This window comes from Micromonospora sp. bgisy143, from assembly GCF_057708145.1.
In genome coordinates this window covers 543050-568648 of sequence record NZ_JBYIRN010000001.1, presented here as the reverse complement: position 1 = coordinate 568648, position 25599 = coordinate 543050, and the positions used below count along the sequence as shown (strand labels likewise).

Below are 25599 nucleotides of genomic sequence, written 5' to 3'. Positions count from 1 at the left end.
CGGCGACGGCAAGCCCGCCGGTGACTCGACCGGCGCGCAGGAGCGCAACCTCACCGAAGCGTCGGCGGACGCGGATGGCACGGACCCCGCCGCCGCGAGCGAAACGGGGGCCCAGAAGTGACCACTCCCCGCCCGGAGACGCTGGCCAAGCTGACGCCGGTGCTGACCAAGCGCTGGTTGTCGCCGGACGCCTGGCGGATCGGCACCTACGAGCAGCTCGACGGCTACGCCGCGCTGCGCAAGGCCCTCAAGGCCCACCCGGACGACCTGATCCAGCTGATCAAGGATTCCGGGCTGCGCGGTCGTGGCGGCGCCGGCTTCCCCACCGGTCTCAAGTGGGGCTTCATCCCGCAGGGCGACGGCAAGCCGCACTACCTGGTGGTCAACGCCGACGAGGGCGAGCCGGGCACCTGCAAGGACCTGCCGCTGATGACCCACGACCCGCACGCGCTGGTCGAGGGCGTGATCATCGCGTCGTACGCGATCCGGGCCAGCCGCGCCTACATCTACATCCGGGGCGAGGCTGTGCACGCCGCCCGGCGGCTGCGCAACGCCGTCCAGGAGGCGTACGACAAGGGCTACCTGGGCCGCAACATCCTGCGCAGCGGCTTCGACCTGGAGCTGGTGGTGCATTCCGGCGCCGGGGCGTACATCTGTGGCGAGGAGACGGCGCTGCTCGACTCGCTGGAGGGGTTCCGGGGGCAGCCCCGGCTGCGCCCGCCGTTCCCGGCGACCCACGGCCTGTACGCGAGCCCGACGGTGGTGAACAACGTCGGCACCATCGCCAGCGTCCCGCCGATCGTGCTCGGTGGGGCCGACTGGTGGAAGTCGATGGGTACCGAGAAGTCCTCCGGGCCGATGATCTACTCGCTCTCCGGGCGGGTCGCCAACCCCGGCCAGTACGAGTGCTCGATGGGCGTCACGCTGCGCGAGCTGCTGGAACTGGCGGGCGGCATGCAGCCCGGTCACAACCTGCGGTTCTGGACCCCGGGTGGATCGTCGACCCCGCTGCTCGCCGCCGAGCACCTGGACGTGCCGCTGGACTTCGAAGGGGTGGCGGCGGCCGGCTCGATCCTGGGCACCACGGCCACGCAGATCTTCTCCGACCAGGACTGCCCGGTCTACGCGACCTACCGGTGGCTGGAGTTCTACCACCACGAGTCGTGCGGCAAGTGCACCCCGTGCCGCGAGGGCAACTACTGGATGGTCCGGGTCTACCGACGGATCCTCTCCGGCCAGGGCACCCACGAGGACCTGGACACCCTGCTGGACACCTGCGACAACATCCTCGGCCGCTCGTTCTGCGGTCTGGGTGACGGCGCGACCAGCTCGGTGACCTCGTCGCTGAAGTACTTCAAGCAGGACTACCTCGACTACATCGAGGGACGTACCGCGCCGAAGCTGTCGGACAAGCAGCTGGTGGGAGCCCACTAATGACCGACGTAGCCAAGCAGACCGAGACCGTCACCCTCACCATCGACGGCGTCGAGGTCACCGCCCCGAAGGGGGCGCTGCTGATCCGGGTCGCCGAGCAGATGGGCACCGAGATCCCCCGGTTCTGCGACCACCCGCTGCTGGCCCCGGCCGGCGCGTGCCGGCAGTGCCTGGTCGAGGTGGAGGGGCAGCGCAAGCCGGTCGCCTCCTGCACCCAGACCGTCGCCGACGGCATGGTCGTCCGGACCCAGCTCACCTCCCCGGTCGCCCAGAAGGCGCAGGAGGGGGTGATGGAGCTGCTGCTGCTCAACCACCCGCTCGACTGCCCGATGTGTGACAAGGGCGGCGAGTGCCCCCTGCAGAACCAGGCGATGTCCACCGGCCGCACCGACTCACGCTTCCACGAGCACAAGCGCGAGTACGAGAAGCCGATGGCGATCAGCAGCCAGGTGCTGCTGGACCGCGAGCGTTGCGTGCTCTGCCAGCGTTGCACCCGGTTCTCCGAGGAGATCGCCGGCGACAAGTTCATCGACCTGATGGGCCGGTCGTCCGCCGAGGAAATCAACATCTACCGGGACGACGCGTACGGCGAGCAGGGCGACGACGGGGACGTCCCGTTCAACTCCTACTTCTCCGGCAACACCGTGCAGATCTGCCCGGTGGGTGCGCTGACCGGCGCGCAGTACCGGTTCCGGGCCCGCCCGTTCGACCTGGTGTCCAGCCCGAGCGTCTGCGAGCACTGCTCCGCCGGCTGCGGGCAGCGCACCGACTGGCGACGCGGCAAGGTGCTGCGCCGGCTCGCCGGTGACGAGCCGGCGGTGAACGAGGAGTGGAACTGCGACAAGGGCCGGTGGGGCTTCCAGTACACCCGGGCCGCCGAGCGCCTCACCAACCCGCTGGTCCGCGACGAGCAGACCGGTGAGCTGCGGGAGGCGTCCTGGAGTGAGGCGCTGACCCGGGCCGCCGAGGGGCTGCACGCGGCCCGCGAGGGCGGCCAGGGCACGGCGGTGCTCACCGGCGGCCGGCTGACCGTCGAGGACGCCTACGCGTACGCGAAGTTCGCCCGGGTCGCACTGAACACCAACGACATCGACTTCCGGGCCCGGCCGGTCTCCCGCGAGGAGGCCGACTTCCTGGCCAGCTCGGTCGCCGGGGTCACCGACGTCACCTACACCGACGTGGAGAACGCGCCGGCCGTGGTGCTGGTGGGCCTGGAGCCGGAGGAGGAGTGCCCGATCCTCTTCCTGCGGCTGCGCAAGGCGTACCTCAAGAAGACCCTGACGGTGTACGCGCTGGCGCCGTTCGCCACGCGCGGCCTGGAGAAGCTCGGCGCCAAGCTGGCCCGGGTGGTGCCCGGCGAGGAGGCGAGCGTGCTCGCCGAGCACGCCACGGTCACCGAGGCGCTCAGCGCGCCCGGCGCGATCCTCATCGTCGGCGAGCGGCTGGCCACCGTGCCGGGCGGGCTCTCCGCGGCGGCGGACGTGGCCCGGCGTACCGGCGCGAAGCTGGCCTGGGTGCCGCGGCGCGCGGGTGACCGAGGCGCGGTCGACGCGGGCTGCCTGCCCAACCTGCTCCCCGGTGGCCGGCTGGTCACCGAGCCGGCCGCGCGGGCCGAGCTGGGTGAGGCGTGGGACATTCCGGCCGGGGTCATCCCCAGCCAGGCCGGTCGGGACACCGACGGCATCCTCGCGGCGGCGGCCAACGGGCAGCTCGGCGCGCTGGTGGTCGGCGGTGTCGACCCGGCCGACCTGGCCGACCCCCGGCTGGCCGAGGCCGCGCTGGACGCGGTGCCGTTCCTGGTCAGCCTGGAACTGCGCGCCAGCGCGGTGACCCGGCGGGCCGACGTGGTGCTGCCGGTCGCGCCGGTGGTCGAGAAGGCCGGCAGCTTCCTGGACTGGGAGGGCCGCTTGCGCCCGTTCGAGGCGGTGCTGAACACCGCCGCGATGACCGACGGGCGGGTGCTCGACGCGCTGGCCGCGCTCCTCGACGTACGCCTCGGCACCGCCGACGTGCCGAGCGTGCGCCGTGAGCTGGGCTCGCTGCCGGCCACCCGGACGTCCCGGCCGTCCGCGCCGTCGGTGTCGCCCGGCACGGTCCCGCACCCGGGCGCCGGAGAGGCCGTGCTGGCCACCTGGCACCAGCTGGTCGACCTCGGCACCCTGACCGAGGGCGACGAGCACCTGGCCGGTACCGCCCGTCCGCCGGTGGTCCGCCTGGGCAAGGGCACCGCCGAGGCGTTGGGCGTCGTCGACGGTGACGCGGTCACGGTCGGCACCGACCGGGGTGCGCTGACCCTGCCGGCGGAGCTCACCGAGATGCCGGACGGCGTGGTCTGGCTGCCGACGAACTCACCCGGTTCGACCGTGCGACGCAGCCTCGGGGCGACGTCCGGCACGGTCGTCCGGATCTCCGTCCCCGCATCGGGTACGGCCATCCCGGCCGGACGCGTGGCGGCCGACGAGACCATCCTCAGTTCTGGGGGTAACCAGTGAACTCGATCGTCCTGGCTCAGGACCCGACGCTCGCCGACTTCGGTCGGGACCCGTGGTGGCTGGTTCTCGGCAAGATTGTCTTCGCCTTCGCGTTCGGTCTGCTGGCCACCCTCCTCGGCGTCTGGTTCGAACGGCGCGTGGTCGGCTACATGCAGGTGCGGCCCGGCCCGAACCAGGTCGGCCCGCTCGGCCTGCTGCAGACCCTCGCCGACGGCCTGAAGATGGCCTTCAAGGAGGACATCCTGCCGAAGGCGGCCGACAAGGTCGTCTACTTCTTCGCCCCGACGATCTCGGTGATCTGCGCGGTCACCGCGCTGTCGGTGGTGCCGTTCGGTCCGATGGTGAGCATCTTCGGCCACCACACGCCGTTGCAGGTCACCGACGTGCCGGTGGCCGTGCTCCTGCTGCTGGCCTGCTCCTCCATGGGCGTCTACGGCATCGTCCTGGGCGGCTGGGCCTCCGGCTCGACGTACCCGCTCCTCGGCGGCCTGCGGTCGAGCGCCCAGATGATCTCGTACGAGGTCGCGATGGGTCTGAGCATCGTGGCGGTCTTCATGACCGCCGGCACGATGAGCACCAGCGGGATCGTCGCCGCACAGGGCGACGCGACGCGACTGACCATCTTCGGCACCGAGATCCCGGCGCCGGGATGGTACGCGATCCTGCTGCTGCCCAGCTTCATCATCTTCTTCATCGCCACCGTGGGTGAGACCAACCGGGCGCCGTTCGACCTGCCCGAGGCCGAGTCCGAGCTGGTCGCCGGCTTCATGACCGAGTACAGCTCGCTGAAGTTCGCGCTCTTCATGCTCAGCGAGTACGTCGCCATGGTGACCATGTCCGCGGTCACCACCACGCTGTTCCTGGGCGGCTGGCGTGCGCCGTGGCCGATCACCCTGTGGGAGGGCGCCAACTCCGGTTGGTGGCCGATGCTCTGGTTCTTCGGCAAGGTGATCGCGCTGGTCTTCGTCTTCGTGTGGCTGCGCGGCACGCTGCCCCGGCTGCGCTACGACCAGTTCATGCGCTTCGGCTGGAAGGTCCTGCTGCCGATCAACCTGGTCTGGATCCTGGTCCTGTCGGGCCTGCGCTCGATCGAGGACTGGGACACCAAGGGCAAGATCATCGCGGTCGGCGTCCCCGCTGGTCTCCTGCTGATCGCCACGCTGTTCTGGCCGAGCCGGAAGCCGCAACCGAAGCCCACCATGCAGGAGCGGGTCGACAGCCGGCCGTACGGGAGCTTCCCGCTGCCGCCGATGGATCTACAGGTACCGCCGAGCCCGCGTATCACGCGCGTGGTCGCCGAGCGGGAGCCGGCCAACATCGTCGCCGGCTCGGACACCAGGGAGGTGTGACGTGGGCGCGATCACCGGAACGTTCAAGGGCTTCGGTGTCACCTTCTCGCACATGTTCAGGAAGGTCGTCACCACCGACTACCCGTTCAAGCCGCCGGTGTCGGCGCCGCGCTACCACGGGCGGCACATCCTCAACCGGCACCCGGACGGTCTGGAGAAGTGCATCGGCTGCGAGCTGTGCGCCTGGGCCTGCCCGGCGGACGCGATCTACGTCGAGGGCGGCGACAACACCGACGAGCAGCGCTTCTCGCCCGGTGAGCGGTACGCCAGCACCTACCAGATCAACTACGCGCGGTGCATCTTCTGCGGGCTCTGCATCGAGGCCTGCCCGACCCGTTCGCTCACCATGAGCAACGAGTACGAGCTGGCCCGGGACAACCGGCAGGACCTGATCTTCACCAAGGAGCAGTTGCTCGCCCCGCTGTTGGAGGGCATGGAGCAGCCGCCGCACCCGATGCGGCTCGGTGACAGCGAGAAGGACTACTACGTCGGCGCGTTGGACAACCCGGGCACCTCCGCCGGGGCCGAGACGTCCCCGATGGGGCCCGGCCGCTACCAGGTCGAGGAGCACCCCGGCGTGACGTTCCCGGGCGCCGAGCAGACCGCCCAGCGTGCGGCGGCCGGCAAGGGAGAGGGCGCATGACCACGTCTACGGTGCTGGCCGCGGCGGGTGGGGTCTCCGGCGGCGAGCAGGTCACCTTCTGGATCCTCGCGCCGCTCGCGCTGATCGGCGCGATCGGCATGGTGGCGGCCCGCAACGCGGTGCACTCGGCGCTCTGGCTGGTGCTGACCATGCTCTGCCTGGGCGTGTTCTACGTGCTCCAGGCCGGGCCGTTCATCGGCATGGTGCAGATCATCGTCTACACCGGCGCGATCATGATGCTCTTCCTGTTCGTGCTGATGCTTGTCGGTCGGGACTCGACCGACTCGCTGATCGAGACCCTGCGCGGCCAGCGGGTCGCCGCGATCGTCCTGGGGTTGGGCTTCGCCGGCCTGGTCGGCACCGCCGTCTACAACGCCATGGAGAAGACCACGGCGGTCGGTCTGGACGAGGCCAACGCGGAGGGCAACGTGCAGGGCATCGCCCGGCTGCTCTTCACCAAGTACGTCTTCGCGTTCGAGCTGACCTCGGCGCTGCTGATCACGGCGGCGGTGGGCGCCATGGTGCTCGCGCACATCGAGCGGCGCAAGCAGGACAAGATGGACCAGCCGGCGACCATGCGGGCGCGCTTCGCGCCGGGCAACTACCCGGGCCCCAAGCCGGGCCCCGGCGTCTTCGCTACCTCCTCCTCGGTGGCCACCCCGGCGCGACTGCCGGACGGCCGGCTCACCGAGCGGAGCACGCCGGACATCCTGCCGGTGCGTGAGCTGACCGCGCAGGAGACCACCCTGAAGGGGACCGACCAGTGACGCCCAATCATTACCTCGTGCTGGCCGCGGTGCTGTTCACCATCGGCGCCTCCGGGGTGCTCGTCCGGCGCAACGCGATCGTGCTGTTCATGTGTGTCGAGCTGATGCTCAACGCGGCCAACCTGGCGCTGGTCACCTTCAGCCGGATCAACGGTGACCTCAACGGCCAGATCATGGCGTTCTTCGTGATGGTGGTGGCCGCCGCCGAGGTCGTGGTCGGCCTCGCGATCATCATGGCCATCTTCCGGACTCGACGCTCGGCGAGCGTCGACGACGCCAACCTGCTGAAGTACTAAAGGGGTCCACCGGTGGAAGAGACTGTGGAATACGCCCAGGCCACGGGGCTGCTCGGGGGCGTCTGGCTGCTGGTGGCGATCCCGCTGGTCAGCGCGGCCATCCTGCTGCTGCTCGGCCGGCGGGCCGACCGCTGGGGGCACTGGTTGGGCGTCGCGGCCATCGGTGCCGCGTTCGTGCTCGGGCTGGCGTCCTTCTTCCAGCTGCGGGGCCTGGAGAACAAGTCGGTCGAGCTGAGCCTCTGGGACTTCATCGCGGTCGGTGACCTGCGGGTCGACTTCGGTCTGCTGTTCGATCCGCTGGCCGCCGTCTTCGTGCTCCTGATCACCGGCGTCGGCTTCCTGATCCACCTGTACGCCGTCGAGTACATGGCGCACGACGCGGGTCGTCGCCGGTTCTTCGCGTACTTCAACCTGTTCGTCGCGGCCATGCTGCTGCTGGTGCTCGGCAACAACTACGTGATGCTCTACTTCGGCTGGGAGGGCGTCGGCCTGGCGTCGTACCTGCTGATCTCCTTCTGGTACGGCCGGCCGAGCGCCGCCACGGCCGGCAAGAAGGCGTTCCTGATGAACCGGGTCGGTGACACCGGCCTGGCCATCGGCATCTTCATCATGTTCGCCACCCTGGGCACCACCCAGTACGACGAGGTCTTCAACGGCGTCGGCTCGCTGACCGGCACCACGGTGCTGGTTCTCGGCCTGTTGCTGCTGCTCGGCGCGGCCGGCAAGTCCGGTCAGTTCCCGTTGCAGGCGTGGTTGCCGGACGCGATGGAGGGCCCGACCCCGGTGTCGGCCCTCATCCACGCCGCCACCATGGTCACCGCCGGTGTCTACCTGATCGCCCGGTCCAACCCGATCTTCTCCGCGAACTCGACGCTCCAACTCGTGGTGGTCAGCGTGGGCGCGCTCACCCTGCTGATGGGCTGCATCATCGGCGCGGCCAAGGACGACATCAAGCGGGTGCTCGCCTGGTCGACGGTGAGCCAGATCGGCTACATGTTCCTCGGCGTCGGTCTCGGCGGCGGGGCGTACGCGCTGGCCATCGTGCACCTGCTGGCGCACGGCTTCTTCAAGGCCAACATGTTCCTGGGTGCCGGCTCGGTCATGCACGGCATGAAGGACCAGGTGGACATCCGGCGCTTCGGTGGGCTGTCGTCGTACATGAAGGTCACCTGGTTGACGTTCATGATGGGCTGGCTGGCCATCATCGGCATGTTCCCGTTCTCCGGCTTCTTCTCCAAGGAGCCGATCATCGTGGCGGCCTTCGAGCGGGAGGACTGGACCGCCTGGCTCTACGGTGGTGCCGCGCTGCTCGGTGCCGGGCTGACCGCCTTCTACATGACGCGGCTGTTCGTGCTGACCTTCCACGGCCCGAAGCGGTGGACCGAGGACATCGAGCACCCGCACGAGTCGCCGAAGCTGATGACCGTCCCGCTGATCCTCCTGGCGATCGGTTCGGTCGGGGCCGGTTTCCTGCTCTCCACCTCGGTGCCGGACTGGCTGACCTCCACCGCCGGGCTGGGCGGTGAGCACGCGGAGCACGAGCCGGTCCTCTCGCACCTCGTGATCACCACGCTGTCGCTGCTGGTCACCGTGCTCGGTGCCGGGCTGGCCTGGTTCCTGTTCCGGGCCGGTACGGCCACCGCGCCGCAGCCGGCCGGGGTCCTGGTCACCGCCGCCCGACGCAACCTCTACACCGACGCCGTCAACGAGGCGGTCTTCGAGAAGCCGGGCATCTTCCTCACCCGGGCACTGGTCTTCCTCGACAACCGGGGCATCGACGGTCTGGTCAACGGGCTCGCCGCCGCCGTCGGCGGTGGTTCGGGCCGACTCCGGCGGATGCAGACCGGCTTCGTCCGCTCGTACGCCACCTCGATCCTGGCCGGCGCGCTGCTGGTGATGGCGGCGTTCCTCGCGGTGCAGGCGGGGTGGTTGGCGTGACCGACCTGAAGACGCCCGCCCCCGCCGGCGGACCACGCATCCACGACGGAGGTAAGGCCGCATAATGTCCAACTTCCCGTTCCTCTCGGTGCTCACCGTGGCGCCCCTGGTGGGCGCTCTGGTGGTGGCCTTCCTGCCGCGCCGCAGCCCGGAGCTGGCCAAGCAGGTGGCGTTCGCCTGGTCCCTGCTGGTGCTGGTGCTCTCGGTGGTGATGTGGGTCAGCTTCAACGCCGGCGGTGACCGGTTCCAGTTCCGGGAGTCGTACACCTGGATCCCGAACTGGGGCGTCAGCTTCACCTTCGCCGCGGACGGCATCGCGCTGGTGATGCTGATGCTGATCGCGGTGCTGGTGCCGCTGGTGATCCTGGCCTCCTGGCACGACGCCGAGTCGTCGAAGCGGTCCATCCCGGTCTACTTCGCGCTGCTGCTGATCCTCGAGAGCACGATGATCGGCGTCTTCGCCGCCGCCGACGTCTTCCTGTTCTACGTGTTCTTCGAGGTCATGCTCGTGCCGATGTACTTCCTGATCGGCAGCTACGGCGGCCACCAGCGGCAGTACGCGGCGGTGAAGTTCTTCCTCTACTCACTGGTCGGCGGCCTGTTCATGCTGGCCGCGGTGATCGGCCTCTGGGTGGTCGGCGGCAAGACGTTCGACTGGCAGGCGCTGTCGCAGGTCGACATCAGCACCGGCACCGAGCGGTGGCTGTTCCTCGGCTTCTTCCTCGCGTTCGCCATCAAGGCCCCGTTCTTCCCGTTCCACACCTGGCTGCCGGACGCCGGTGGCGCCGCTCCGGCGGGTGCCGCCGCGCTGCTGGTCGGTGTGCTGGACAAGGTCGGCACGTTCGGCATCCTGCGCTACTGCCTGCCGCTGTTCCCCGAGGCGTCGAAGTGGTTCGCGCCCTGGGCGCTGGCGCTGGGCGTGATCGGCATCATCTACGCGGCGCTGCTGGCGGTCGGTCAGAACGACCTGAAGCGGCTGGTGTCGTACACCTCGATCGCGCACTTCGGGTTCATCGGGGTGGGCATCTTCGCGTTCACCACCCAGGCCGGCACCGGCGCGGTGCTCTACATGCTCAACCACGGTCTGGCCACCGGCCTGCTCTTCCTCGTGGTGGGCATGCTGGTCGCGCGGCGCGGCTCGGCGCTGATCAGTGACTTCGGTGGGGCCGGCAAGCTCGTCCCGGTGCTCGCCGGGGTGCTGTTCTTCGCCGGTCTGGCCTCGCTGGCGCTGCCCGGAACCGCGCCGTTCATCTCCGAGTTCCTGGTGCTGATCGGCACGTTCACGGTGAACAAGCCGGTGGCGGTCATCGCCACGCTCGGCATCATCCTGGCGGCGGCGTACGTGCTGTGGATGGTGCAGCGCACCACGCAGGGCACGTTGAACCCGGCGCTGACCGAGGTCGACGGCATGCGCCGGGACCTCAACCTGCGCGAGAAGGTCGTGATCGCCCCGCTGATCGCGCTGATCGTGCTGCTCGGCTTCTACCCCAAGCCGGTCACCGACGTGATCAACCCGGCCGTCCAGGCGACCATGGACGACATCGGCAAGAGCGACCCCGCGCCGTCCGTGGGCGGCACCGTCCAGGAGGCGGCAAAGTGACCGAGTTGAAACTGCCGTCGCTGGACTACGCGGCGCTCGCCCCGATCCTGATCATGCTGGGTACCGCGTTGTTCGGTGTGCTGGTCGAGGCGTTCGTGCCCCGGCGGGCGCGGCACCTGGTGCAACTGACGCTGGCCCTGCTGGCCGTGCTCGCGGCGCTGACCATGGTGGTCCTGAACGCCGACGACCGGCTCATCACGGCCGGCCAGGCCATCGCCGTGGACGGGCCGACGCTGTTCCTCCAGGGCGCGATCCTGGTGCTGGCGGCCATGGCGCTGCTCCTGATCGGTGACCGCACCGTCGAGCGGGGCGGCGCGTTCGTCGCCCAGGCCGCCGTGACGGCGGAGTCGGCCGACGACCGGAAACAGGCCGAGGGCCGCAACGGCCTCACCGAGGTGTACCCGCTCATCACGTTCGCGATCGGCGGCATGCTGATCTTCGTGGCGGCGAACGACCTGCTGACCATGTTCATCGCGCTGGAGGTCTTCTCCCTCCCGCTGTACCTGCTCTGTGCGCTGGCCCGCCGCCGGCGGCTGCTGAGCCAGGAAGCGGCGATGAAGTACTTCCTGCTCGGCGCGTACGCCTCGGCGTTCTTCCTGTTCGGGGTGGCCCTGATCTACGGCTTCACCGCGGGTGTTCCGGGCCGTTCCGCCGGTGTCGACTTCGCGACCGTCAACGCGGCGGTGAGCGAGTCGCCGGCCAGCCCGGTGCTGCTCTTCGCCGGCATGGCGCTGCTCGCCATCGGTCTGCTCTTCAAGGCCGCGGCGGCCCCGTTCCACGTGTGGACGCCGGACGTCTACCAGGGCGCGCCGACCCCGATCACCGGGTTCATGGCCGCCTGCACGAAGGTCGCCGCGTTCGGGGCGCTGCTGCGCGTCTTCCACGTCGCGTTCGAGGGTGGCGGCTGGGACTTCACCCCGGTCCTGGGCGCGGTGGCGGTGCTGACCATGCTGGTCGGCGCGGTGCTCGCGGTCACCCAGACCGACATCAAGCGGCTCCTGGCGTACTCGTCGATCGCCAACGCCGGCTACCTGCTGGTCGGCGTGCTGGCGCCGAGCCGGGACGGGCTGTCCGGCACGATGTTCTACCTCGTCGCGTACGGCTTCTCGGTGCTGGCCGCGTTCGCGGTGGTGACCCTGGTACGGGACGCCGACGGTGAGGCCACGCACCTGTCCCGCTGGGCCGGTCTGGGTCGCCGGTCGCCGTTCTTCGCCGGGCTGTTCACGTTCATCCTGCTGGCGTTCGCCGGTATCCCGCTCACCAGCGGCTTCACCAGCAAGTTCGCGGTCTTCGGTCCGGCGCTCGACGGTGGTCAGGCCTGGCTCGTCATCGCGGGTGTGCTGACCAGCATGGTGCTGGCCTTCCCGTACCTGCGGGTCGTGGTGATGATGTGGCTGTCCGAGCCGGGCGAGTCGACGCCGACGGTCACCGTGCCGGGTGGGCTCACCTCCGCCGCGCTGATGATCGGCGTGCTGGCCACCCTGGCGTTGGGTGTCGCTCCGGCCCCGCTGCTCGACCTGGCTACCGGAGCCGCCGAATTCGTGCGGTGAGATGTGGCTCGACCACCGGGGGCCGGCGCGCGACAGCGTGCCGGCCCCCGGTGCGTATCCCCGACCCGGAGCAGGTAGAACGGGTGTGGCATGGTTGATGGTGTGGTGATTCCGGCTGGCGAGCGTTCAGGTGCCACCGGTTCCGGCGGTCGCCGGGGTCGGGCGAGCATGAGTCAGTTCGGCGCGCTCGGCCTTCATCTCGCCGATCCCCGCGTCGAGGCATCCGTGCTGGGCCTGCTGGAAGCGGTCGAGGTCGAGCTGAGCGCCAGTGTGGCCAGCGCCGACCCGTTCGTCTCCGAGGCTGCCCGGCACCTTCTCGACGCCGGTGGCAAGCGGTTCCGGCCGCTGCTGGTGGCGCTCGGCGCCCAGTTCGGCGATCCCACCAGCGCGCAGGTGGTCCCGGCGGCCGTGGTGATGGAGCTCACGCACCTGGCCACCCTCTACCACGACGACGTGATGGACGAGGCGGCCGTGCGGCGGGGAGCGCCGAGCGCGAACTCGCGATGGACCAACTCGGTCGCCATCCTGGTCGGTGACTACCTCTTCGCCCGCGCCGCGGACATCGCGGCGGACCTGGGCCCGGAGGCCGTCCGGCTGCAGGCGCGCACCTTCGCCCGGCTGGTGCACGGTCAGATCGCCGAGACCGTGGGGCCGCGTGCCGACGACGACCCGGTCGCCCACTACCTGAACGTGATCGCCGAGAAGACCGGCTCCCTGATCGCCACGTCGGCCCGCTTCGGCGGCATGTTCGCCGGCGCGCCGGCGGAGCACGTCGAGGCCCTCGCCGGGTACGGCGAGACGATCGGCGTCGCCTTCCAGCTCTCCGACGACCTGCTCGACATCGCGTCCGAGTCGGTGCAGTCGGGCAAGACGCCCGGTACGGACCTGCGCGAGGGTGTCCCGACGCTGCCGGTGCTCTACGCCCGGGCGGCCGACGACTCCGACGCCTCCTCGGTGCGGCTGCGGGAGATTCTGGCGACCGGCCCGCTGACCGACGACGCGCTGCACGCCGAGGCCCTGGGGCTGCTGCGGGAGAGCCCGGCGCTCAAGCGTGCCCGGGAGACCGTACGCAGTTACGCCGAGGACGCCCGCGCGTGCCTGGCCCCGCTCCCAGCCAGCTCGTCCCGCCAGGCCCTGGAGTCGCTCTGCGACTACATAGCCGACCGCACCAGCTAACCCCCCCCGCCGGTGCGCGTTGATCATGAAGTTATCGCCTCGACACGCCGAGTGATCGAGCAATAACTTCATGATCACCCGGCCGGGGTTGGGGCGGCCGGGTCAGGGGTGGGTTGCGGTGAGGAGGCGGCTGCCGGTCAGCATGAGGGCGGCGGCCAGGAGCATCGCCACCGAGGCCGTGGTCCACATCGCCGGGTAGCCCAGGTGGGCGGCGAGCGGGCCGAGGCTCAGCGGGCCGAGGCAGCCACCCGCGTACACTCCGGTCTGCGTGATCGAGGTGGCGGCGGCCGGTGCCTGCGGGTGCAGCCGGACCACCGCGAAGTTCATCAGGCCGGGCCAGGCCCAGCCCAGGCCGAACCCGAGCACCACGCCCGCCACCAGCGGGACCGGGCCGGTGACCGCGAGCAGGCCCAGCCCGACCGCCCCGACCACCAGCATCGCGGCGATGAGCGCGACGTGACCGCTGGCCCGCCGGTCGGCCAGCCCACCGGCACCCACCCGGGCGACGACACAGACCGCGCTGCCCAGGGTGAGGGTGAGGCCGGCGAGACCCGGTGAGAGACCCCGGGCGGCGGCCGAGTCGACCAGGAAGGTGCCGAGCGCGTTGGCCGCGCCCGACGCCAACGTCGCCGCCGCGCCGACCACCACCAGAGCCGTCGTGGCCCGGCCCGCGCGCGCCGCGTCGGTCCGCCGGGCCCGGCCGGACACCTGCCGGGGTACGGCCGGCAGCGTCGTCAGCGCCGCGACGGCCGCGACCACGAACGCCCAGCGCCAGCCGGCGGTGAGCGCGATGGTGGGTACCGCCGCACCGGCCAGCAGGGTGGAGACCGGGATCGCCGCCTGCTTGACGCCGAACGACAGCCCCTGCCGCCGGGGCGGGACGTGCTCGGCCAGCGCCGCGTTGCTGGCCAACTGGCCGAGGGCGTTCGCGGCGGCGCTGAGCGCCAGCAGGGCGAGCAGCACCGGGTACGAGCGGGCGAGCGCTGCCACGGCCAGCATCGACCCGGCGGACAGCACGATGCCGCAGCGGGCCACCAGCGCCGGGCCGTACCGCTCGACGAGGCGTCCGGAGGGCACCGAGGCCAGCGCGCTCACGCCGAAGTAGACGGAGACGGCCAAGCCAAGTCCGGCGGGGGAGAAGCGGAGGTCTTCCCCCATCTGGACGGCGAGGCCGCCGAGCAGGAAGACGGGCAGTACGCAGGCCACGGTGGTGGCCACGGCACCGGCGCTGGCCCGGATCGGGCGGGTCCGGTCGCGGGCGGGGGTGAGGGCGGTGTGGGTCATCGTGTGGCAAACCTACGCGAGTCACGCTCGGGCAACTCCTGGTGACCGCTGGTGTACGAGGAGTGGATGGTGATCTGGCATCCTCGACCCGAACAGGCATTTCGCACGCGGCCTGTTTTTCATATGGTGTAAGTCCCCGGCGGCGGAGGTGGTTGTGCGCGACCCCTTGGCAGAACCTTCGGACCTGATCCGCAGCGTGTCCCGAGCACTGCGGGTGCTCGAGTCGGTCGGTCGCGCCCCGAAGGGCCTGACCGTCAAGCAGATCGCCCGACGGTGTGAACTGACCGTGGCCACCACCTACCACCTCGTCCGCACCCTCGCGTACGAGGGTTACGTGATCCGTCGCGAGGACGGCACGTACATCGTGGGCCTTGAGGTGGCCGATCGTTACCGCGAGCTGGTGACCGCGTTCCGGGGGCCGCCGGTGGTCGGTGAGACCTTGCGCCGCGCCGCCGTCGACACCGGGTACAGCCACTTCCTGGGCCGCTTCGTCGGCGGTCAGGTCGCCATCACGGCGGTGGCCGAGGGGCACCGCTCGCCCTACCTGGAAGACCTCGTACCCGGCTTCGACGAGGGGGCGCACGCGACCGCTCTCGGCAAGTCCCTGCTCGCCACCCTGACCACCGAGCAGCGCTTCCGCTATCTCCGCGAGTACGGCATGCGCCCGTTCACCGGCGCCACGCTGACCACGAGCGAGGCGTTCGAGGCCGACCTGGCCGCCGGCGACCGCCGAGGCATGCAGCTGGAGCTGGGGCAGTTCCGCCAGGGGGTCGCGTGCGCGGCAGTGCTCGTCGCGCCGGACAAGGACATGGAACGTCGGGTCGTGCTGGCCTGCGCCCTGCCGGCGAGCGAGATGATGACCTCCGCCCGGGTCGTCCGCGCGAAGCTGCTCACCGTCGCCCGTACGGTCGCCGACGGCATCGCCGCCGACCACTGACCGCCCGAACACCGAGCGGCCCCCTCCCAGGCTGGGAGAGGGCCGCTCGGGGCGGTCCAGCGCCGAACCGCCAGGGCAACGTCAGCGGCCTGCCGGCCGCGGGGGCAACGTCAGCTGCCGACCGGGCCGCCGTCGAGGCGCCAGGTGACCACCACGCCCGGCTTGGCGTAGTCGCCGTCCGGCCAGTTCGAGGCCGGGTTCTCCACCGAGGCGCCGGTGATCTCGCCCGGGTGCTGCACCGCGACGAACACCGAGCGGTTGTCGCCGGTGATGAACGGGCCGCAGGTCTCCGCGCCGATCGGCACGGTGAGGAACTGCTTGAGGTGACCCTTCTCCGGCCCCTCGACGGCGGTGGCGAAGAGGCCGTCGTTGCTGCCCAGCGCGTTGCCGTCGGTGGAGATCCACAGGTTGCCGGTGGCGTCGAAGGCGACGTTGTCCGGGCAGGAGATCGGGGAGACCTTGGTCTTGTCGTACCCGGAGAAGAAGGTCGACGGGTCGGTCGGGTCGCCGCAGACGATCGGCAGCGACCAGGCGAACGTCTCGGCCGTGTTGTCGTTGCGGTCCTCGACCAGCTCCAGGATCTGCCCGTGCTTGTTGGCGTTGCGCGGGTTGGCCTCGTCCGCCGCCGCCTTGCCGGCCTTGCCACGGTCGGTGTTGTTGGTCAGCGCCACGTACACCTTGCCGGTGAGCAGGCTCGGTTCGACGTCCTCGGGACGGTCCATCTTGGTCGCGCCGACCTTGTCCCCGGCCAGCCGGGTGAAGGTGAGCACGTCGGCGGCGGTCATCCCGTCGACGAACGACCTCTTGCCGCTGACCAGCTTGATCCAGCGGCCCCGGCCGTTGAACGCGCCGTCGGTGGGCAGCGTGCCCGAGCCGTCGATCTCGGCGGCGCTGCTCTGGTCGAGCTTCGCCACGTAGAGCGTGCCGGACTCCAGCAGAGTGAGGTTGTGCTTGCGGGCGGCCCAGGAGTTGCCCTTGAGGAACTTCTTGTCCGAGACGAACTTGTACAGGTAGTCGAACCGCTCGTCGTCGCCCATGTACGCGACCACGTGGCCGTCCTTGGCGACGATGACGTTCGCGCCCTCGTGCTTGAAGCGGCCCAGCGCGGTGTGCTTGCGCGGACGGCTCTCCGGGTCGAACGGGTCGATCTCGACGACCCACCCGAACCGGTGCGCCTCGTTGGGGTGCTTGGCCAGGTCGAACCGCTCGTCGGCGCGTTCCCACTTGCGGCTGCCGCTGGGGTAGCGGCTGGCGGTGCTGATGCCGTACCGGTCCAGCTTCGGCTTCAGCTCGGCCGGCGCGGCGTCCGCGCCCACGAAGTACTGGTTGAAGTTCTCCTCGCCGGAGAGCACGGTGCCCCACGGGGTGACCCCACCGGAGCAGTTGTTCAGGGTGCCGACGACGGTACGACCCTTCGGGTCGGCGGCGGTCTTCAGCCACGCCGAGCCGGCGGCGGGACCGGTCAGGTCGAACTTGGTGCTCAGCGCGGTGACCCGCCGGTTGTACGGGCGGCGGCCGTTGCCCACCGGCTTCCACTGGCCGGTGCCGGCGACCCGCTCCAACTCCACCACGGACATGCCGTGCGCGGCCATGGCGGTGCGCAACTGCTCCACGGAGAGCCCGTCCAGGCCGGGGAAGCCCGGGAACATCAAATCCTCGTTCGTGTACTCGTGGTTGACCACGAGCAGCGCCCGCCTGCCCTGCTTGTCCAGCGGCAGCACGCCCACGAAGTCGTTGTTGTAGCCGAACTGCTTCGACTGCGCGGCGGCGCTCTGGTGGTGCAGGTCGAACGCGGGCGCGCCCGGCAGCACCGGGTCACCCCACTTGATCACCACGGCGTGGTCGTAGCCGTTCGGCACGACCAGGGTGTCCAGCTTGTTCGGCGGGATCGGCTTGAAGGTCAGCGCGCCGTTGCCGACACCCGTGGTGGGCCGGCCGAAGCCGAAGTTCTCCGGCACCTCCGGCGCCGTGGGGGCCGCGGCGGCGGGAGCCGCGCCGGCCAGCGCGCCGGCCGCCGCGCCGCCGAAGCCGAGCACCAGGGCGCCGACCGCGCCGGCCCGGACCACGCCGCGCCGGGAGACCTCCGCGTCCACCACGTCGCCGAAGTACGCGTTGTCGGACGTGTTCGGTACCGGGTGGTCACAGGCGTTGCCGCAGCGGTACAGGCAGGTCATGGCGTCACGGGTGCCGTGGCGCTTGCCGGTCAACAGGGGGAGCAGCCGGGGACGGTCGCTCATGGGAGTGGCCTCCAGAGAAGTGGGTGGCACGACAGGCGGCGTACCAGCCGGACGCTAGGAGGACGCGGTGAGCGGTCGTCGGCCGCGATGTGAACCAGGCGTGAACACCTGCGCGGCCGCCAGCGGTCTGACCTCGGGCTGAACCGTTCGGTGTCACCGCACGTATTCCCGGGCGGACGCACCGCCGGACCCGCGCCGGAAGTGAGGAGACCGCCATCAGCGACCATGACGCCCAACTGCTGCGGGCGCTGCACGACGAGCACGCGGAGGCGCTGTACGCACACGCCCTGCGGCTGGTCAACGGCGACCGGCAGCGGGCCGAGGACCTGGTGCAGGAGACGCTGCTGCGGGCCTGGCGGCACCCCGAGTCCCTCGACCCGCGCCGCGGCTCCGTACGGGCCTGGCTGTTCACGACCGCCCGCAACCTGGCCATCGACGCCTGGCGACGACGCTCCACCCGGGTCGGCGAGGTGTTCACCGACGAGATTCCCGAGCCGCCGGAGGTCGTCGACGAGGCCGAGCGCGCCGTGGAGGCGTGGACCGTCGCCGAGGCGTTGAACCGGCTCAGCCCGACCCACCGTGAGGTCCTGGTGGAGTGCTTCTACCAGGGGCGGTCGGTGGCGGAGGCGGCCTCGCGGCTGGGGGTGCCGCCGGGCACCGTCAAGTCACGTACCCACTATGCGCTGCGCTCACTACGGTTGGTCCTGGCCGAGATGGGGGTGACGGGATGACTCGGTGCGAGTTCGCGCACGACGACGGCGCGTACGTGCTGGGTGCCCTGGCCCCCGCCGAGCGGGCGGCCTACGAGCGACACCTCGGTGGCTGCGCCTCCTGCCGGGACGCCGTCGCCGAGATCGCCGTCCTACCGGGACTGCTCGGCCGCCTCGACCCGGCGGGCCTGGAACAGTTCCTGCCGCCGCCGACCGCACCCCGGGCGCCCGCGCTGCTCGAGGAGGCCCGGGCGCGCCGGCGCCGCGACCGGGCCAGGACCCGTCGTCGGTACGCCCTGACGACGCTGGCCGCCGCCGCGCTGGCCCTGGTGGTCGGCGTCGGAACGGCCGCGCTGCTGCCCCGACCGGCCGCCCCGCCGCCCGACCCGGGAGCCCGGGGCACCTCCCGCCCCGCGCCGCAGGTGTCGATGGTCGCCATGCGGCCGGTGGCGCTCGCCGGTCCGGTGCACGCCGACATCGGGCTGGCCGGCAGCAAGTGGGGCACCGAGATCACCATGCACTGCGGGTACGACGCGCGGACGAGCTACGGCAAGGCGTACCCGTTCCGGCTGGTGGCGAAGGGTCCCAGCGGCGCCAGCGAACAGATCGGTTCCTGGCTCGCCGCGCCCGGCGACGACCTGGTGTTCACCGGCATGACCCGCTTCACCGACGCGGAACTGGTCAGCGTGGAACTCCAGAGAGCCGACGGCACCCCCCTCCTGACCTACGCAGTCCCCTAACCCTCCCCGCCCCCTCACCCTGTGTCTCGCCGATCTTGCACTTTCTGTCGCGTCATACCGGGTGTAGCCCGACAAATCGACAACAGAAACTGCAAGATCGCCGGGCCGGGGTGGGCCGGGCCGGGGTGGGGTGGGGTGGGTCGGGGTTATGGGGTTGGGACTGGGGTGGCGAGGGCGGGGGTGTTGCGGGACTGGCGGGCGGCGCGGATGGCGTCGGCGGTGAAGACGACCAGGGCGAGCCAGACCAGCGCGAAGCCGGCGACGCGGGCCGGCGGCATCGGCTCGTGGAAGATCAGCACGCCGCAGGCGAGCTGGAGGATCGGCGCCAGGTACTGGATCATGCCGAGGCCGGTCAGCGGCAGCCGGTTGGCGGCCCCCGCGAAGAGCAGCAGCGGGATCGCGGTGGCCGCGCCGGCCAGCACCAGCAGCGCGGTGTGCCCGGCCGAGACATGGCCGAAGGTCAGCCCGCCGTGCCGGGACAGCCAGGCCAGGTAACCCAGGGCGGGCAGCGCCAGCACCGCCGACTCGACGAAGAGTCCCTCGGCGGCGGGCAGTCCGAGCTGCTTCTTGATCAGGCCGTAGCCGGCGAAGCTGAACGCCAGGGTCAGCGCCAGCCAGGGCAGTCGGCCGTAGTCGACGGCGAGTACCGCGACAGCTGATCCGCCGATGCCCAGTGCGGCCCACTGCGCGGCCCGTAGCCGCTCCCGTAGCACCGTCACCCCGAGCAGCACCACCACGAGGGGGTTGATGAAGTAGCCCAGCGCGGTCTCCACCACCCGGTTGGCGCTGACCCCGTAGATGTAGGTGCCCCAGTTGACGGCGATGAGCGCCGCCGCGGCGACGATCCCGGCGAGCGCCCCGCGACGGCGCAGCAGCGCCCGCAGGAAGCCGATGTTGCGCAGCGCGCCGAGCAGCAGGGCCACGAAGAGCACCGACCAGACGATCCGGTGGGCCAGGATTTCCAGCGGGCCGGTGGGCCGCAGCAGCTTGAAGTAGAGCGGAAAGAAACCCCAGAGCAGGTACGCGCCGATGCCGTAGAGGTATCCCAGGCGGAGTGGCGTCACGCCTCCACCGTAATGGGTGAACCTCCGTTTTATCCCTTTCCGGTGACGGGCGTCACCGGCGGCCGCCGGTCGAGGTTCATCCACCGCTCGGGAACGTCCAACGGGGTGAAGCCGGCCCGCGCGTACACCTCGTGCGCGTCGTTGGTGATCAGCAGGATCCGGCGTACGCCCAGGTCGGCCAGGTGGTCGCGGACCGCGCCCACCAGCCAGGTACCCAGTCCGAGCCCGCGCGCGGCCCGGTCGACGTACACGTCGCAGAGCCAGGCGAAGGTGGCGCGGTCGGTGACCACGCGGGCCACCGCGACCTGGCTGCCGTCCGTCGGCCGGTAGATGCCGAACGGCAGTGACCCGGCGAAGGCGCGTACGAGGGTGTCCCGGTCGCGCCCCAGGGCCCAGTACGCGTCGGTGGAGAGCCAGTGGTGCACGCGGTCCAGGTCGAGCCGGGCGGGATCGGTGCTGAGCAGGTGGCCGTCGGCCCGCGTCAGGGAGTACACGTCGGCGACGCTAACCGACCCGGATGGTCCGTCGGCCGGCCAATTCCCGAACTCTGGTCACCGGACCGCCCGGCCGGTCGGGGCCGGACGGTCCGGGACGGTGGTGGTCGGTCAGTCCCGGTCGAGGACGGCCCCGAGGATCCAGGTCACGATGCTCACGAACAGAGCGCCGAGAACGGCGGCCGGCCAGAACCCGTCCACCGAGAACGGCAGCCCTGCCTGGTCGGCGATCCAACTGGTGAGCAGGAACAGCAGGCCGTTCACCACCAGCGCGATGAGGCCGAGCGTGAGCAGGTAGAAGCCGCAGCCGACCGTCTTGATGACCGGCTGGAGCACCGCGTTGACGACGCCGAAGATCGCCGCCACCAGGATCAGCGTGGTGACCGTCTGGACGGCGGACGTCGACTCCAGGTCGATACCCGGAATGAGCAGCGTGGCCAACCAGAAGGCCAGTGCCGTGGTGGCCAGCCGAATCAGCAACCCTTTCAGAAAACCCATGGCGGGGATCGTGCCACGGACGATCCACGGGCGTAACCCGCCGGTCGACCACCGCGACGGGTTCGGCCTTGGCCGGCTCAGGCCCGCGCCGGCCGGCCGATCAGCTGAGTCTCGATCGGAGTCGGAGCGAGCAGCGCCCACCGCAGCGCGCGACGGTTCACGACGGCCACCATGTCGTCGCGCACGCGGGTGAGCCAGTCGGCCGAGGGGCCCAGTCCCAGCGCCACGCCGGCCAGCGTCGCCTCCGCCGGGTGCAGCCGCTGGAGCACCGCCAGGTCGGCGCGGCTCAACGCGTCCACATCGGCCGGTGTCAGCTCGTCGCGCACCACGAGGGTGGCCCGCCACGCCGGCCCGGGTTCGGTCTCGGCCGGCACCGGTCCGGTGTCGACGACCAACAGCAACGGTCGGAGCGCGGCGCCGGCCGAGTCGGCGACCGGCCGACCCGGCGGGATCAGCGGAATCGTCCCACCCGGTGCGCCCACGCCGCGCACGAACGGCTCCCACGCGCGCGGTCGTGCCGTCTGCACCACCACCAGCGCTCCCAGGGCCATCGCACGCACCGCGACGAGCTGAGCGGCGCGCACCCCGCCCACCAACAGCACCCGCGTGCCCTCCGGCCGGAACAGCCGTACGGTGACCGCGCCGCCGTGCCGGTTGGTGCCGACCATCATCCCCGACTCGCCCAGGGTCAGCTCCCAGTCGTCCAGCGCACCCGCCGGCCGTCCGGTGGGAATGAGCGCCAGCGGCAGCGTGCCGGCCAGGCCGTCGAGGTGCGCCCCGTCGAGCCGCCGCAGCTCCCCGCCCGCGCCGTCGACGAGGCGGCCCAGCGCGTCGACGGCAAGGGTCAGCTCGGCCGGCGAGGTGGCGGCCAGGCGTACGGTCAGCTCGGTCACCGCGGCGTCGCCGCCACCAGCGGCCGGTCCGGCGCAGAGCGACACCGTCGTCGCGGTCGCCGGCAGCGCCAGCAGCCGGGGTACCAGCCGCCGCGCACCCGCCGCCTGCGGCCAGCGGACCAGCCGGAACGTGGCCTGGACCAGAGCGCCGGTGCGCAGCGCCGGCCAGGCCGGGAGTACCGGCTCGCCGTCGTGATGAGCCAGCTCGCCGAGCACCCGCAGCGCCGCGGGTACGCCGAGCGGTCGGGCGGTCAGCGGCCCGAGCCGACGGATGATCCGGCGGACCGTGCCGGCGAGCGCCTGGCGCAGCGCCTCCGGCGTCCACCCGTCCGCCCGGAGCACCCGGACCGCCAGCACCGCTCGCTCCCGTCCGACGAGGCGGCCGTCGGTGAGCTGCCGGTACGAGGTCCCTACCGTGCCACCGGCGGTCGGTACGGGTGCCGGTGTCCCGGTGAGGAGGAGTTGGATCCGCACCGGTGGCACGTCCGGCCCGGGTGTCGGCAGCAGCGTGGACGGCGCGGGAATCGGCCGGGCGGCGTCGCCGATGAGGTCACCGGGGTCGCCGAGTTCCAGCAGCACCACCAGGCCGCCGATGTCCTCCAGCACCGCCGCCGGCCCGCCGGACAACTCGATCGAGCCGACCACGGCGCCCGGGGCGACCAGGTCGAGCAGGTCGGCCGGGCCGGCCCGCTCGCCCAACCCTCGACGGCGGGTGACGTGCCCAGTGGCGGTGCCCAGCCACTCGAAGAGCCACCGGCCCCGGACGCGGACGCACACGGCCGCCACGAGCAGCGCCGCCACCAGCAGCGCGACGGTCATCGCCGGCCCGCCCCGGCCGAGGGCGGCGAGCACGACCGCGACGGCGACCTGGCCGGTGACCAGTTGGCCCGCGCGTATGCCCGTACCGGGTCGACCGATCGTGGCCCACCGCACGCGGGATCGTCGACGGAGTACGTCTGCTCCGGGCGCGGTCACGTCCAGAGAACTCGGTGCGCCCGCATCGGCCATGGGCGAGCCGATGCCCGGCACGGTGTCGACCGACGAGGCGGCGGGGGTGTCCGGCCCGGTTGGCGGGGCAGCGGCGCTCGGGCCCCACCCGGCGTGGTTCGCCGGTTGCGCGCCTGAGGTGGTGATCGGCGGCACCGCGCCTCCTCGACCAGTCTGGACCTGCCCGGCGGTCGACCGCCTCCGGATGCCCGTCACGCCCGGCAACGGGGCTGCCGCACATCGTAGGCGACCGATGGCTGCCGTGGTTGTCCACAGGGGAGAGCCGTGGGGTAGCAGAACCGCTACCGGGCCGCTACCGTCAGCCACGAAGTTCATCGCTGACCCGTGTCCGACCATGCTCGTCGAGCGGGCCCGCGAGCGGTGCGCCCCCACCGCGGGCGCATTGACAGCCAGGCACGACCGAGGAGACGAGGTGACGTCCGGGTGTCCCAGACCCAGGCAGAAGCGGCGGTGATGAAGCAGACCGCCACGAAGTTCGAGCAGGTGGACCAGTCGTTGCAGTCCATGCTGACCGGCCTGCTGGCCGAGTTGGAAGTGTTGCAGCAGGCCTGGCGCGGCGCCGGCGGGCGGTCGTTCGAGCAGGTCAAGCGGCAGTGGGCAGATGACCAGGCGGCGTTGCACCGCGCGCTGCGGGAGACCGCCGGTGCGATCCGTACCGCCGGCCGACAGTACGACGTCTCGGACGACGAGGCGGCCAGCCGGGTTGCCGGCACCAACCGCGGCGGCATCCAGCTGCCGCTCTGACCTGCCGGAAAGGTGTTCCGATGGACAACGGTGTGCTGGTCGTCAACTTCGCCGCGCTGCAACAGGCCGGCGCGGACATCCAGCGGGCGCTGAACACGCTCGACTCGCAGCTCGGCCAGCTTGAACGGGACGCCGCGCCACTGGTGTCGGCCTGGTCCGGCGACGCCCGCCAGGCGTACGAGCAGCGCCAGGCGCGGTGGCGCTCCGCCTCCCAGGACCTGCAGGCGATGCTGCGTGCCATCAAGGTGGCGGTGGACGACTCCGCTGCCGACTATCTCGACACGGAGAAGAAGAACACCGGGCTGTTCCAGTGACGTCGGTGGGCCGGGAGCGCTGACCATGCCCGCGTCGGCGTCCCGGCCACGCCCGGGCGAGAGCCACGGTGGCGACCGGGTCAGGTCAGGCCGGCTCGGCCGGTCGCCAACGTCGGCGTGCGCCCCGGGGCAGCACGAGGGCCAGCACCACCACGGCGGCCGCCGTCAGGCCGATCACCGCGCCGGCCACCAGGGCCCGGTCCCGGGCGGTAGCCCGGCGGGCCTGGCGGGCGAGCGCCGCCGGATCGGCCCGGTCGTCGGCGAGCGCGGCGACCGACCGGGTTCCACCCGACCGACCGGCCGTCTCGGTGACCGCCCGGTAGGGGTTCAGCACGCCGGCGCCGTACCCGCCGCCGTGTCCCGGGCCGGGGGCCGGATCGGCCGTGGCGACGATCCGTTCCACCACCTCGGCGGCGGTCAGCTCGGGCCGGTACGCGCGCAGCAGCGCCGCGGTGGCGGCCACGAACGGCGCGGCGTAACTGGTGCCCTCGACCCGCTGGTGGCCCTGCGCGGGCGCGGCGACCAGCACCTCGCTTCCCGGGGCTACCAGGTCGACGTACGAGCCGGTCTGCGAGAAGGTCGCCCGCGCCCCGTCCGCCCCGATCGCGCCCACCCCGAGCACCCCGTCGTACGCGGCCGGGAACGGGCGCGGGTCACCGCTGTCGTGCAGGTTCCCCACGGCGGCGACCAGCACCACGTCCCGATCGACGGCGTACCGGACGGCGGAACGGACCTGCGGGTCGTCGGCGTACAGCACCACGGAGAGGTTCAGCACGTCGGCGTCGTGGTCGACGGCCCAGCGGATGGCGCGGGCGAACTCACCGGCGCTGACCGTACGCCCCGACTCCCGCCCCTGCACCACCTGCTGCTCACTCACGCGTACCGGCAGGATCCGGGCGGCCGGCGCCAGGCCGTGGAACGCGACGTCAGGCCGTGGCGCCGCCGCGATGATGCTCGCCACACCGGTGCCGTGACCGGCGCAGTCCCGGCCGCCGTCCCCGCCCGGTTCGAGCAGGTCGGTGCCGGGCAGCACCCGTCCGGCCAACTGGGGGTGTGCGCGGTCCACCCCGGAGTCGACGACCGCGACCGTCACCCCCGCGCCGGTGGTCAGCGGCGCGAGCCGCGCGGGGTCGTACCGTTGCTGGGGCCAGGGGGTGGCCTCGACCGGTCGGACGGGTGCCAGTGGGGTCGCGCAGGCGGGGGCCGAACCGAGCGCTCCGGCGGCGACGGCCGGACCTGTCGCACCGGTCAGCAGCGCGACCGCCAGACCAGCCAGGACCGGGCGCGCAATCGACCGGGACATCGACGGCCTCCGTATCGTGTCGGCTCCGGAACGGGATGTTATCGCCTCGCCGTCGCCGGGGCGGACCGCCGCCAGCCAGCCATTGTGATCTTGATGCCACCTTGTAGGTTGTACGCGATACCTGTGGC

At 71.6% G+C, this 25599-nt stretch carries 22 protein-coding genes; 15 read left to right on the top strand and 7 right to left on the bottom strand.

Annotated features, from left to right (window positions below; translation table 11 throughout):
* The first annotated feature begins 117 nt into the window (after positions 1–117).
* The 10 genes from nuoF to AC3EN4_RS02625 all read left to right on the top strand — a co-directional run bounded on the left by nuoF (position 118) and on the right by AC3EN4_RS02625 (position 13245).
* Complete coding sequence (gene nuoF / locus AC3EN4_RS02670) at positions 118–1434, top strand: NADH-quinone oxidoreductase subunit NuoF (protein WP_435204335.1); 1317 nt, start codon at positions 118–120, stop codon at positions 1432–1434.
* Entirely contained in the window at positions 1434–3926 is a 2493-nt protein-coding gene (locus AC3EN4_RS02665) for an NADH-quinone oxidoreductase subunit G (protein WP_422737849.1), read from the top strand. The genes nuoF and AC3EN4_RS02665 overlap by 1 nt, the downstream gene beginning before the upstream one ends.
* Positions 3923–5275 (top strand): NADH-quinone oxidoreductase subunit NuoH, encoded by a 1353-nt coding sequence (nuoH, locus tag AC3EN4_RS02660; RefSeq protein WP_435204334.1) that lies wholly within the window; start codon positions 3923–3925, stop codon positions 5273–5275. Before AC3EN4_RS02665 ends, nuoH begins: the two co-directional genes overlap by 4 nt.
* A gap of 1 nt (position 5276) precedes the next feature.
* Positions 5277–5918 (top strand): NADH-quinone oxidoreductase subunit NuoI, encoded by a 642-nt coding sequence (gene nuoI / locus AC3EN4_RS02655; protein WP_393044704.1) that lies wholly within the window; start codon positions 5277–5279, stop codon positions 5916–5918.
* Complete coding sequence (locus AC3EN4_RS02650) at positions 5915–6685, top strand: NADH-quinone oxidoreductase subunit J (RefSeq protein WP_422737851.1); 771 nt, start codon at positions 5915–5917, stop codon at positions 6683–6685. The genes nuoI and AC3EN4_RS02650 overlap by 4 nt, the downstream gene beginning before the upstream one ends.
* Positions 6682–6981, top strand: coding sequence for an NADH-quinone oxidoreductase subunit NuoK (gene nuoK / locus AC3EN4_RS02645; protein WP_422737852.1), 300 nt, complete (start codon positions 6682–6684; stop codon positions 6979–6981). Before AC3EN4_RS02650 ends, nuoK begins: the two co-directional genes overlap by 4 nt.
* Positions 6982–6993: 12 nt before the next feature.
* Entirely contained in the window at positions 6994–8919 is a 1926-nt protein-coding gene (gene nuoL, locus AC3EN4_RS02640) for an NADH-quinone oxidoreductase subunit L (protein ID WP_422737853.1), read from the top strand.
* 64 nt (positions 8920–8983) lie between these two features.
* On the top strand, positions 8984–10519 hold the full coding sequence (locus AC3EN4_RS02635; RefSeq protein WP_435204333.1) for an NADH-quinone oxidoreductase subunit M: 1536 nt from the start codon (positions 8984–8986) through the stop codon (positions 10517–10519).
* Positions 10516–12069, top strand: a complete 1554-nt coding sequence (gene nuoN, locus AC3EN4_RS02630; RefSeq protein ID WP_435204332.1) for an NADH-quinone oxidoreductase subunit NuoN — start codon at positions 10516–10518, stop codon at positions 12067–12069. The genes AC3EN4_RS02635 and nuoN overlap by 4 nt, the downstream gene beginning before the upstream one ends.
* 90 nt (positions 12070–12159) lie before the next feature.
* On the top strand, positions 12160–13245 hold the full coding sequence (locus AC3EN4_RS02625) for a polyprenyl synthetase family protein (protein ID WP_435204331.1): 1086 nt from the start codon (positions 12160–12162) through the stop codon (positions 13243–13245).
* 102 nt (positions 13246–13347) lie between these two features.
* Here the strand turns inward: AC3EN4_RS02625 and AC3EN4_RS02620 are convergent, their stop codons facing one another.
* Positions 13348–14529, bottom strand: coding sequence for an MFS transporter (locus AC3EN4_RS02620; RefSeq protein ID WP_435204330.1), 1182 nt, complete (start codon positions 14527–14529; stop codon positions 13348–13350).
* A 154-nt stretch (positions 14530–14683) separates the two neighbouring features.
* On the opposite strand from AC3EN4_RS02620, the gene AC3EN4_RS02615 reads away from it, so the two are divergent.
* Positions 14684–15466, top strand: coding sequence for an IclR family transcriptional regulator (locus tag AC3EN4_RS02615; RefSeq protein ID WP_422737858.1), 783 nt, complete (start codon positions 14684–14686; stop codon positions 15464–15466).
* Positions 15467–15576: 110 nt separating this feature from the next.
* Here the strand turns inward: AC3EN4_RS02615 and AC3EN4_RS02610 are convergent, their stop codons facing one another.
* On the bottom strand, positions 15577–17703 hold the full coding sequence (locus tag AC3EN4_RS02610; RefSeq protein WP_435204329.1) for a PhoX family protein: 2127 nt from the start codon (positions 17701–17703) through the stop codon (positions 15577–15579).
* Positions 17704–17918: 215 nt separating this feature from the next.
* Here AC3EN4_RS02610 and AC3EN4_RS02605 point away from each other — a divergent pair, with 215 nt between their 5' ends.
* Positions 17919–18434, top strand: a complete 516-nt coding sequence (locus tag AC3EN4_RS02605; protein WP_357124632.1) for a sigma-70 family RNA polymerase sigma factor — start codon at positions 17919–17921, stop codon at positions 18432–18434.
* Positions 18431–19153, top strand: coding sequence for an anti-sigma factor family protein (locus AC3EN4_RS02600; RefSeq protein WP_435204328.1), 723 nt, complete (start codon positions 18431–18433; stop codon positions 19151–19153). The genes AC3EN4_RS02605 and AC3EN4_RS02600 overlap by 4 nt, the downstream gene beginning before the upstream one ends.
* A 146-nt stretch (positions 19154–19299) precedes the next feature.
* On the opposite strand, the gene rarD is transcribed toward AC3EN4_RS02600, so the two are convergent.
* The 4 genes from rarD to eccE form a co-directional block, all read right to left on the bottom strand.
* Entirely contained in the window at positions 19300–20217 is a 918-nt protein-coding gene (rarD, locus tag AC3EN4_RS02595) for an EamA family transporter RarD (protein WP_435204327.1), read from the bottom strand.
* Between the two features lie 29 nt (positions 20218–20246).
* Positions 20247–20711, bottom strand: coding sequence for a GNAT family N-acetyltransferase (locus AC3EN4_RS02590; RefSeq protein ID WP_422737862.1), 465 nt, complete (start codon positions 20709–20711; stop codon positions 20247–20249).
* A gap of 111 nt (positions 20712–20822) precedes the next feature.
* Positions 20823–21209, bottom strand: coding sequence for a phage holin family protein (locus AC3EN4_RS02585; protein WP_422737863.1), 387 nt, complete (start codon positions 21207–21209; stop codon positions 20823–20825).
* A 77-nt stretch (positions 21210–21286) separates the two neighbouring features.
* Complete coding sequence (eccE, locus tag AC3EN4_RS02580; protein WP_435204394.1) at positions 21287–23110, bottom strand: type VII secretion protein EccE; 1824 nt, start codon at positions 23108–23110, stop codon at positions 21287–21289.
* 423 nt (positions 23111–23533) lie between these two features.
* Here eccE and AC3EN4_RS02575 point away from each other — a divergent pair, with 423 nt between their 5' ends.
* Positions 23534–23854: a WXG100 family type VII secretion target gene (locus AC3EN4_RS02575; protein WP_422737864.1), complete on the top strand. Its 321-nt coding sequence runs from the start codon at positions 23534–23536 to the stop codon at positions 23852–23854.
* A gap of 20 nt (positions 23855–23874) precedes the next feature.
* The gene (locus AC3EN4_RS02570) at positions 23875–24168 is read left to right on the top strand and encodes a WXG100 family type VII secretion target (protein WP_422737865.1); all 294 of its coding nucleotides are present in this window, start codon (positions 23875–23877) and stop codon (positions 24166–24168) included.
* 85 nt (positions 24169–24253) lie between these two features.
* Here AC3EN4_RS02570 and mycP read toward each other — a convergent pair whose 3' ends face one another.
* Positions 24254–25471 carry a type VII secretion-associated serine protease mycosin gene (gene mycP, locus AC3EN4_RS02565; protein ID WP_435204326.1) on the bottom strand — a complete coding sequence of 406 codons (1218 nt, stop codon included), beginning with the start codon at positions 25469–25471 and terminating at the stop codon, positions 24254–24256.
* Between the last annotated feature and the right edge of the window lie 128 nt (positions 25472–25599).

Excerpts from the sequence above, each read along its gene's own strand:
- AC3EN4_RS02610 (WP_435204329.1), bottom strand. The coding sequence starts at position 17,703 with ATGAGCGACCGTCCCCGGCTGCTCCCCCTGTTGACCGGCAAGCGCCAC.
- AC3EN4_RS02570 (WP_422737865.1), top strand. The coding sequence starts at position 23,875 with ATGGACAACGGTGTGCTGGTCGTCAACTTCGCCGCGCTGCAACAGGCC.
- AC3EN4_RS02665 (WP_422737849.1), top strand. The coding sequence starts at position 1,434 with ATGACCGACGTAGCCAAGCAGACCGAGACCGTCACCCTCACCATCGAC.
- AC3EN4_RS02650 (WP_422737851.1), top strand. The coding sequence starts at position 5,915 with ATGACCACGTCTACGGTGCTGGCCGCGGCGGGTGGGGTCTCCGGCGGC.
- AC3EN4_RS02585 (WP_422737863.1), bottom strand. The coding sequence starts at position 21,209 with ATGGGTTTTCTGAAAGGGTTGCTGATTCGGCTGGCCACCACGGCACTG.
- AC3EN4_RS02600 (WP_435204328.1), top strand. The coding sequence starts at position 18,431 with ATGACTCGGTGCGAGTTCGCGCACGACGACGGCGCGTACGTGCTGGGT.
- AC3EN4_RS02635 (WP_435204333.1), top strand. The coding sequence starts at position 8,984 with ATGTCCAACTTCCCGTTCCTCTCGGTGCTCACCGTGGCGCCCCTGGTG.
- AC3EN4_RS02620 (WP_435204330.1), bottom strand. The coding sequence starts at position 14,529 with ATGACCCACACCGCCCTCACCCCCGCCCGCGACCGGACCCGCCCGATC.
- mycP (WP_435204326.1), bottom strand. The coding sequence starts at position 25,471 with ATGTCCCGGTCGATTGCGCGCCCGGTCCTGGCTGGTCTGGCGGTCGCG.
- eccE (WP_435204394.1), bottom strand. The coding sequence starts at position 23,110 with ATGGCCGATGCGGGCGCACCGAGTTCTCTGGACGTGACCGCGCCCGGA.
- AC3EN4_RS02625 (WP_435204331.1), top strand. The coding sequence starts at position 12,160 with ATGGTTGATGGTGTGGTGATTCCGGCTGGCGAGCGTTCAGGTGCCACC.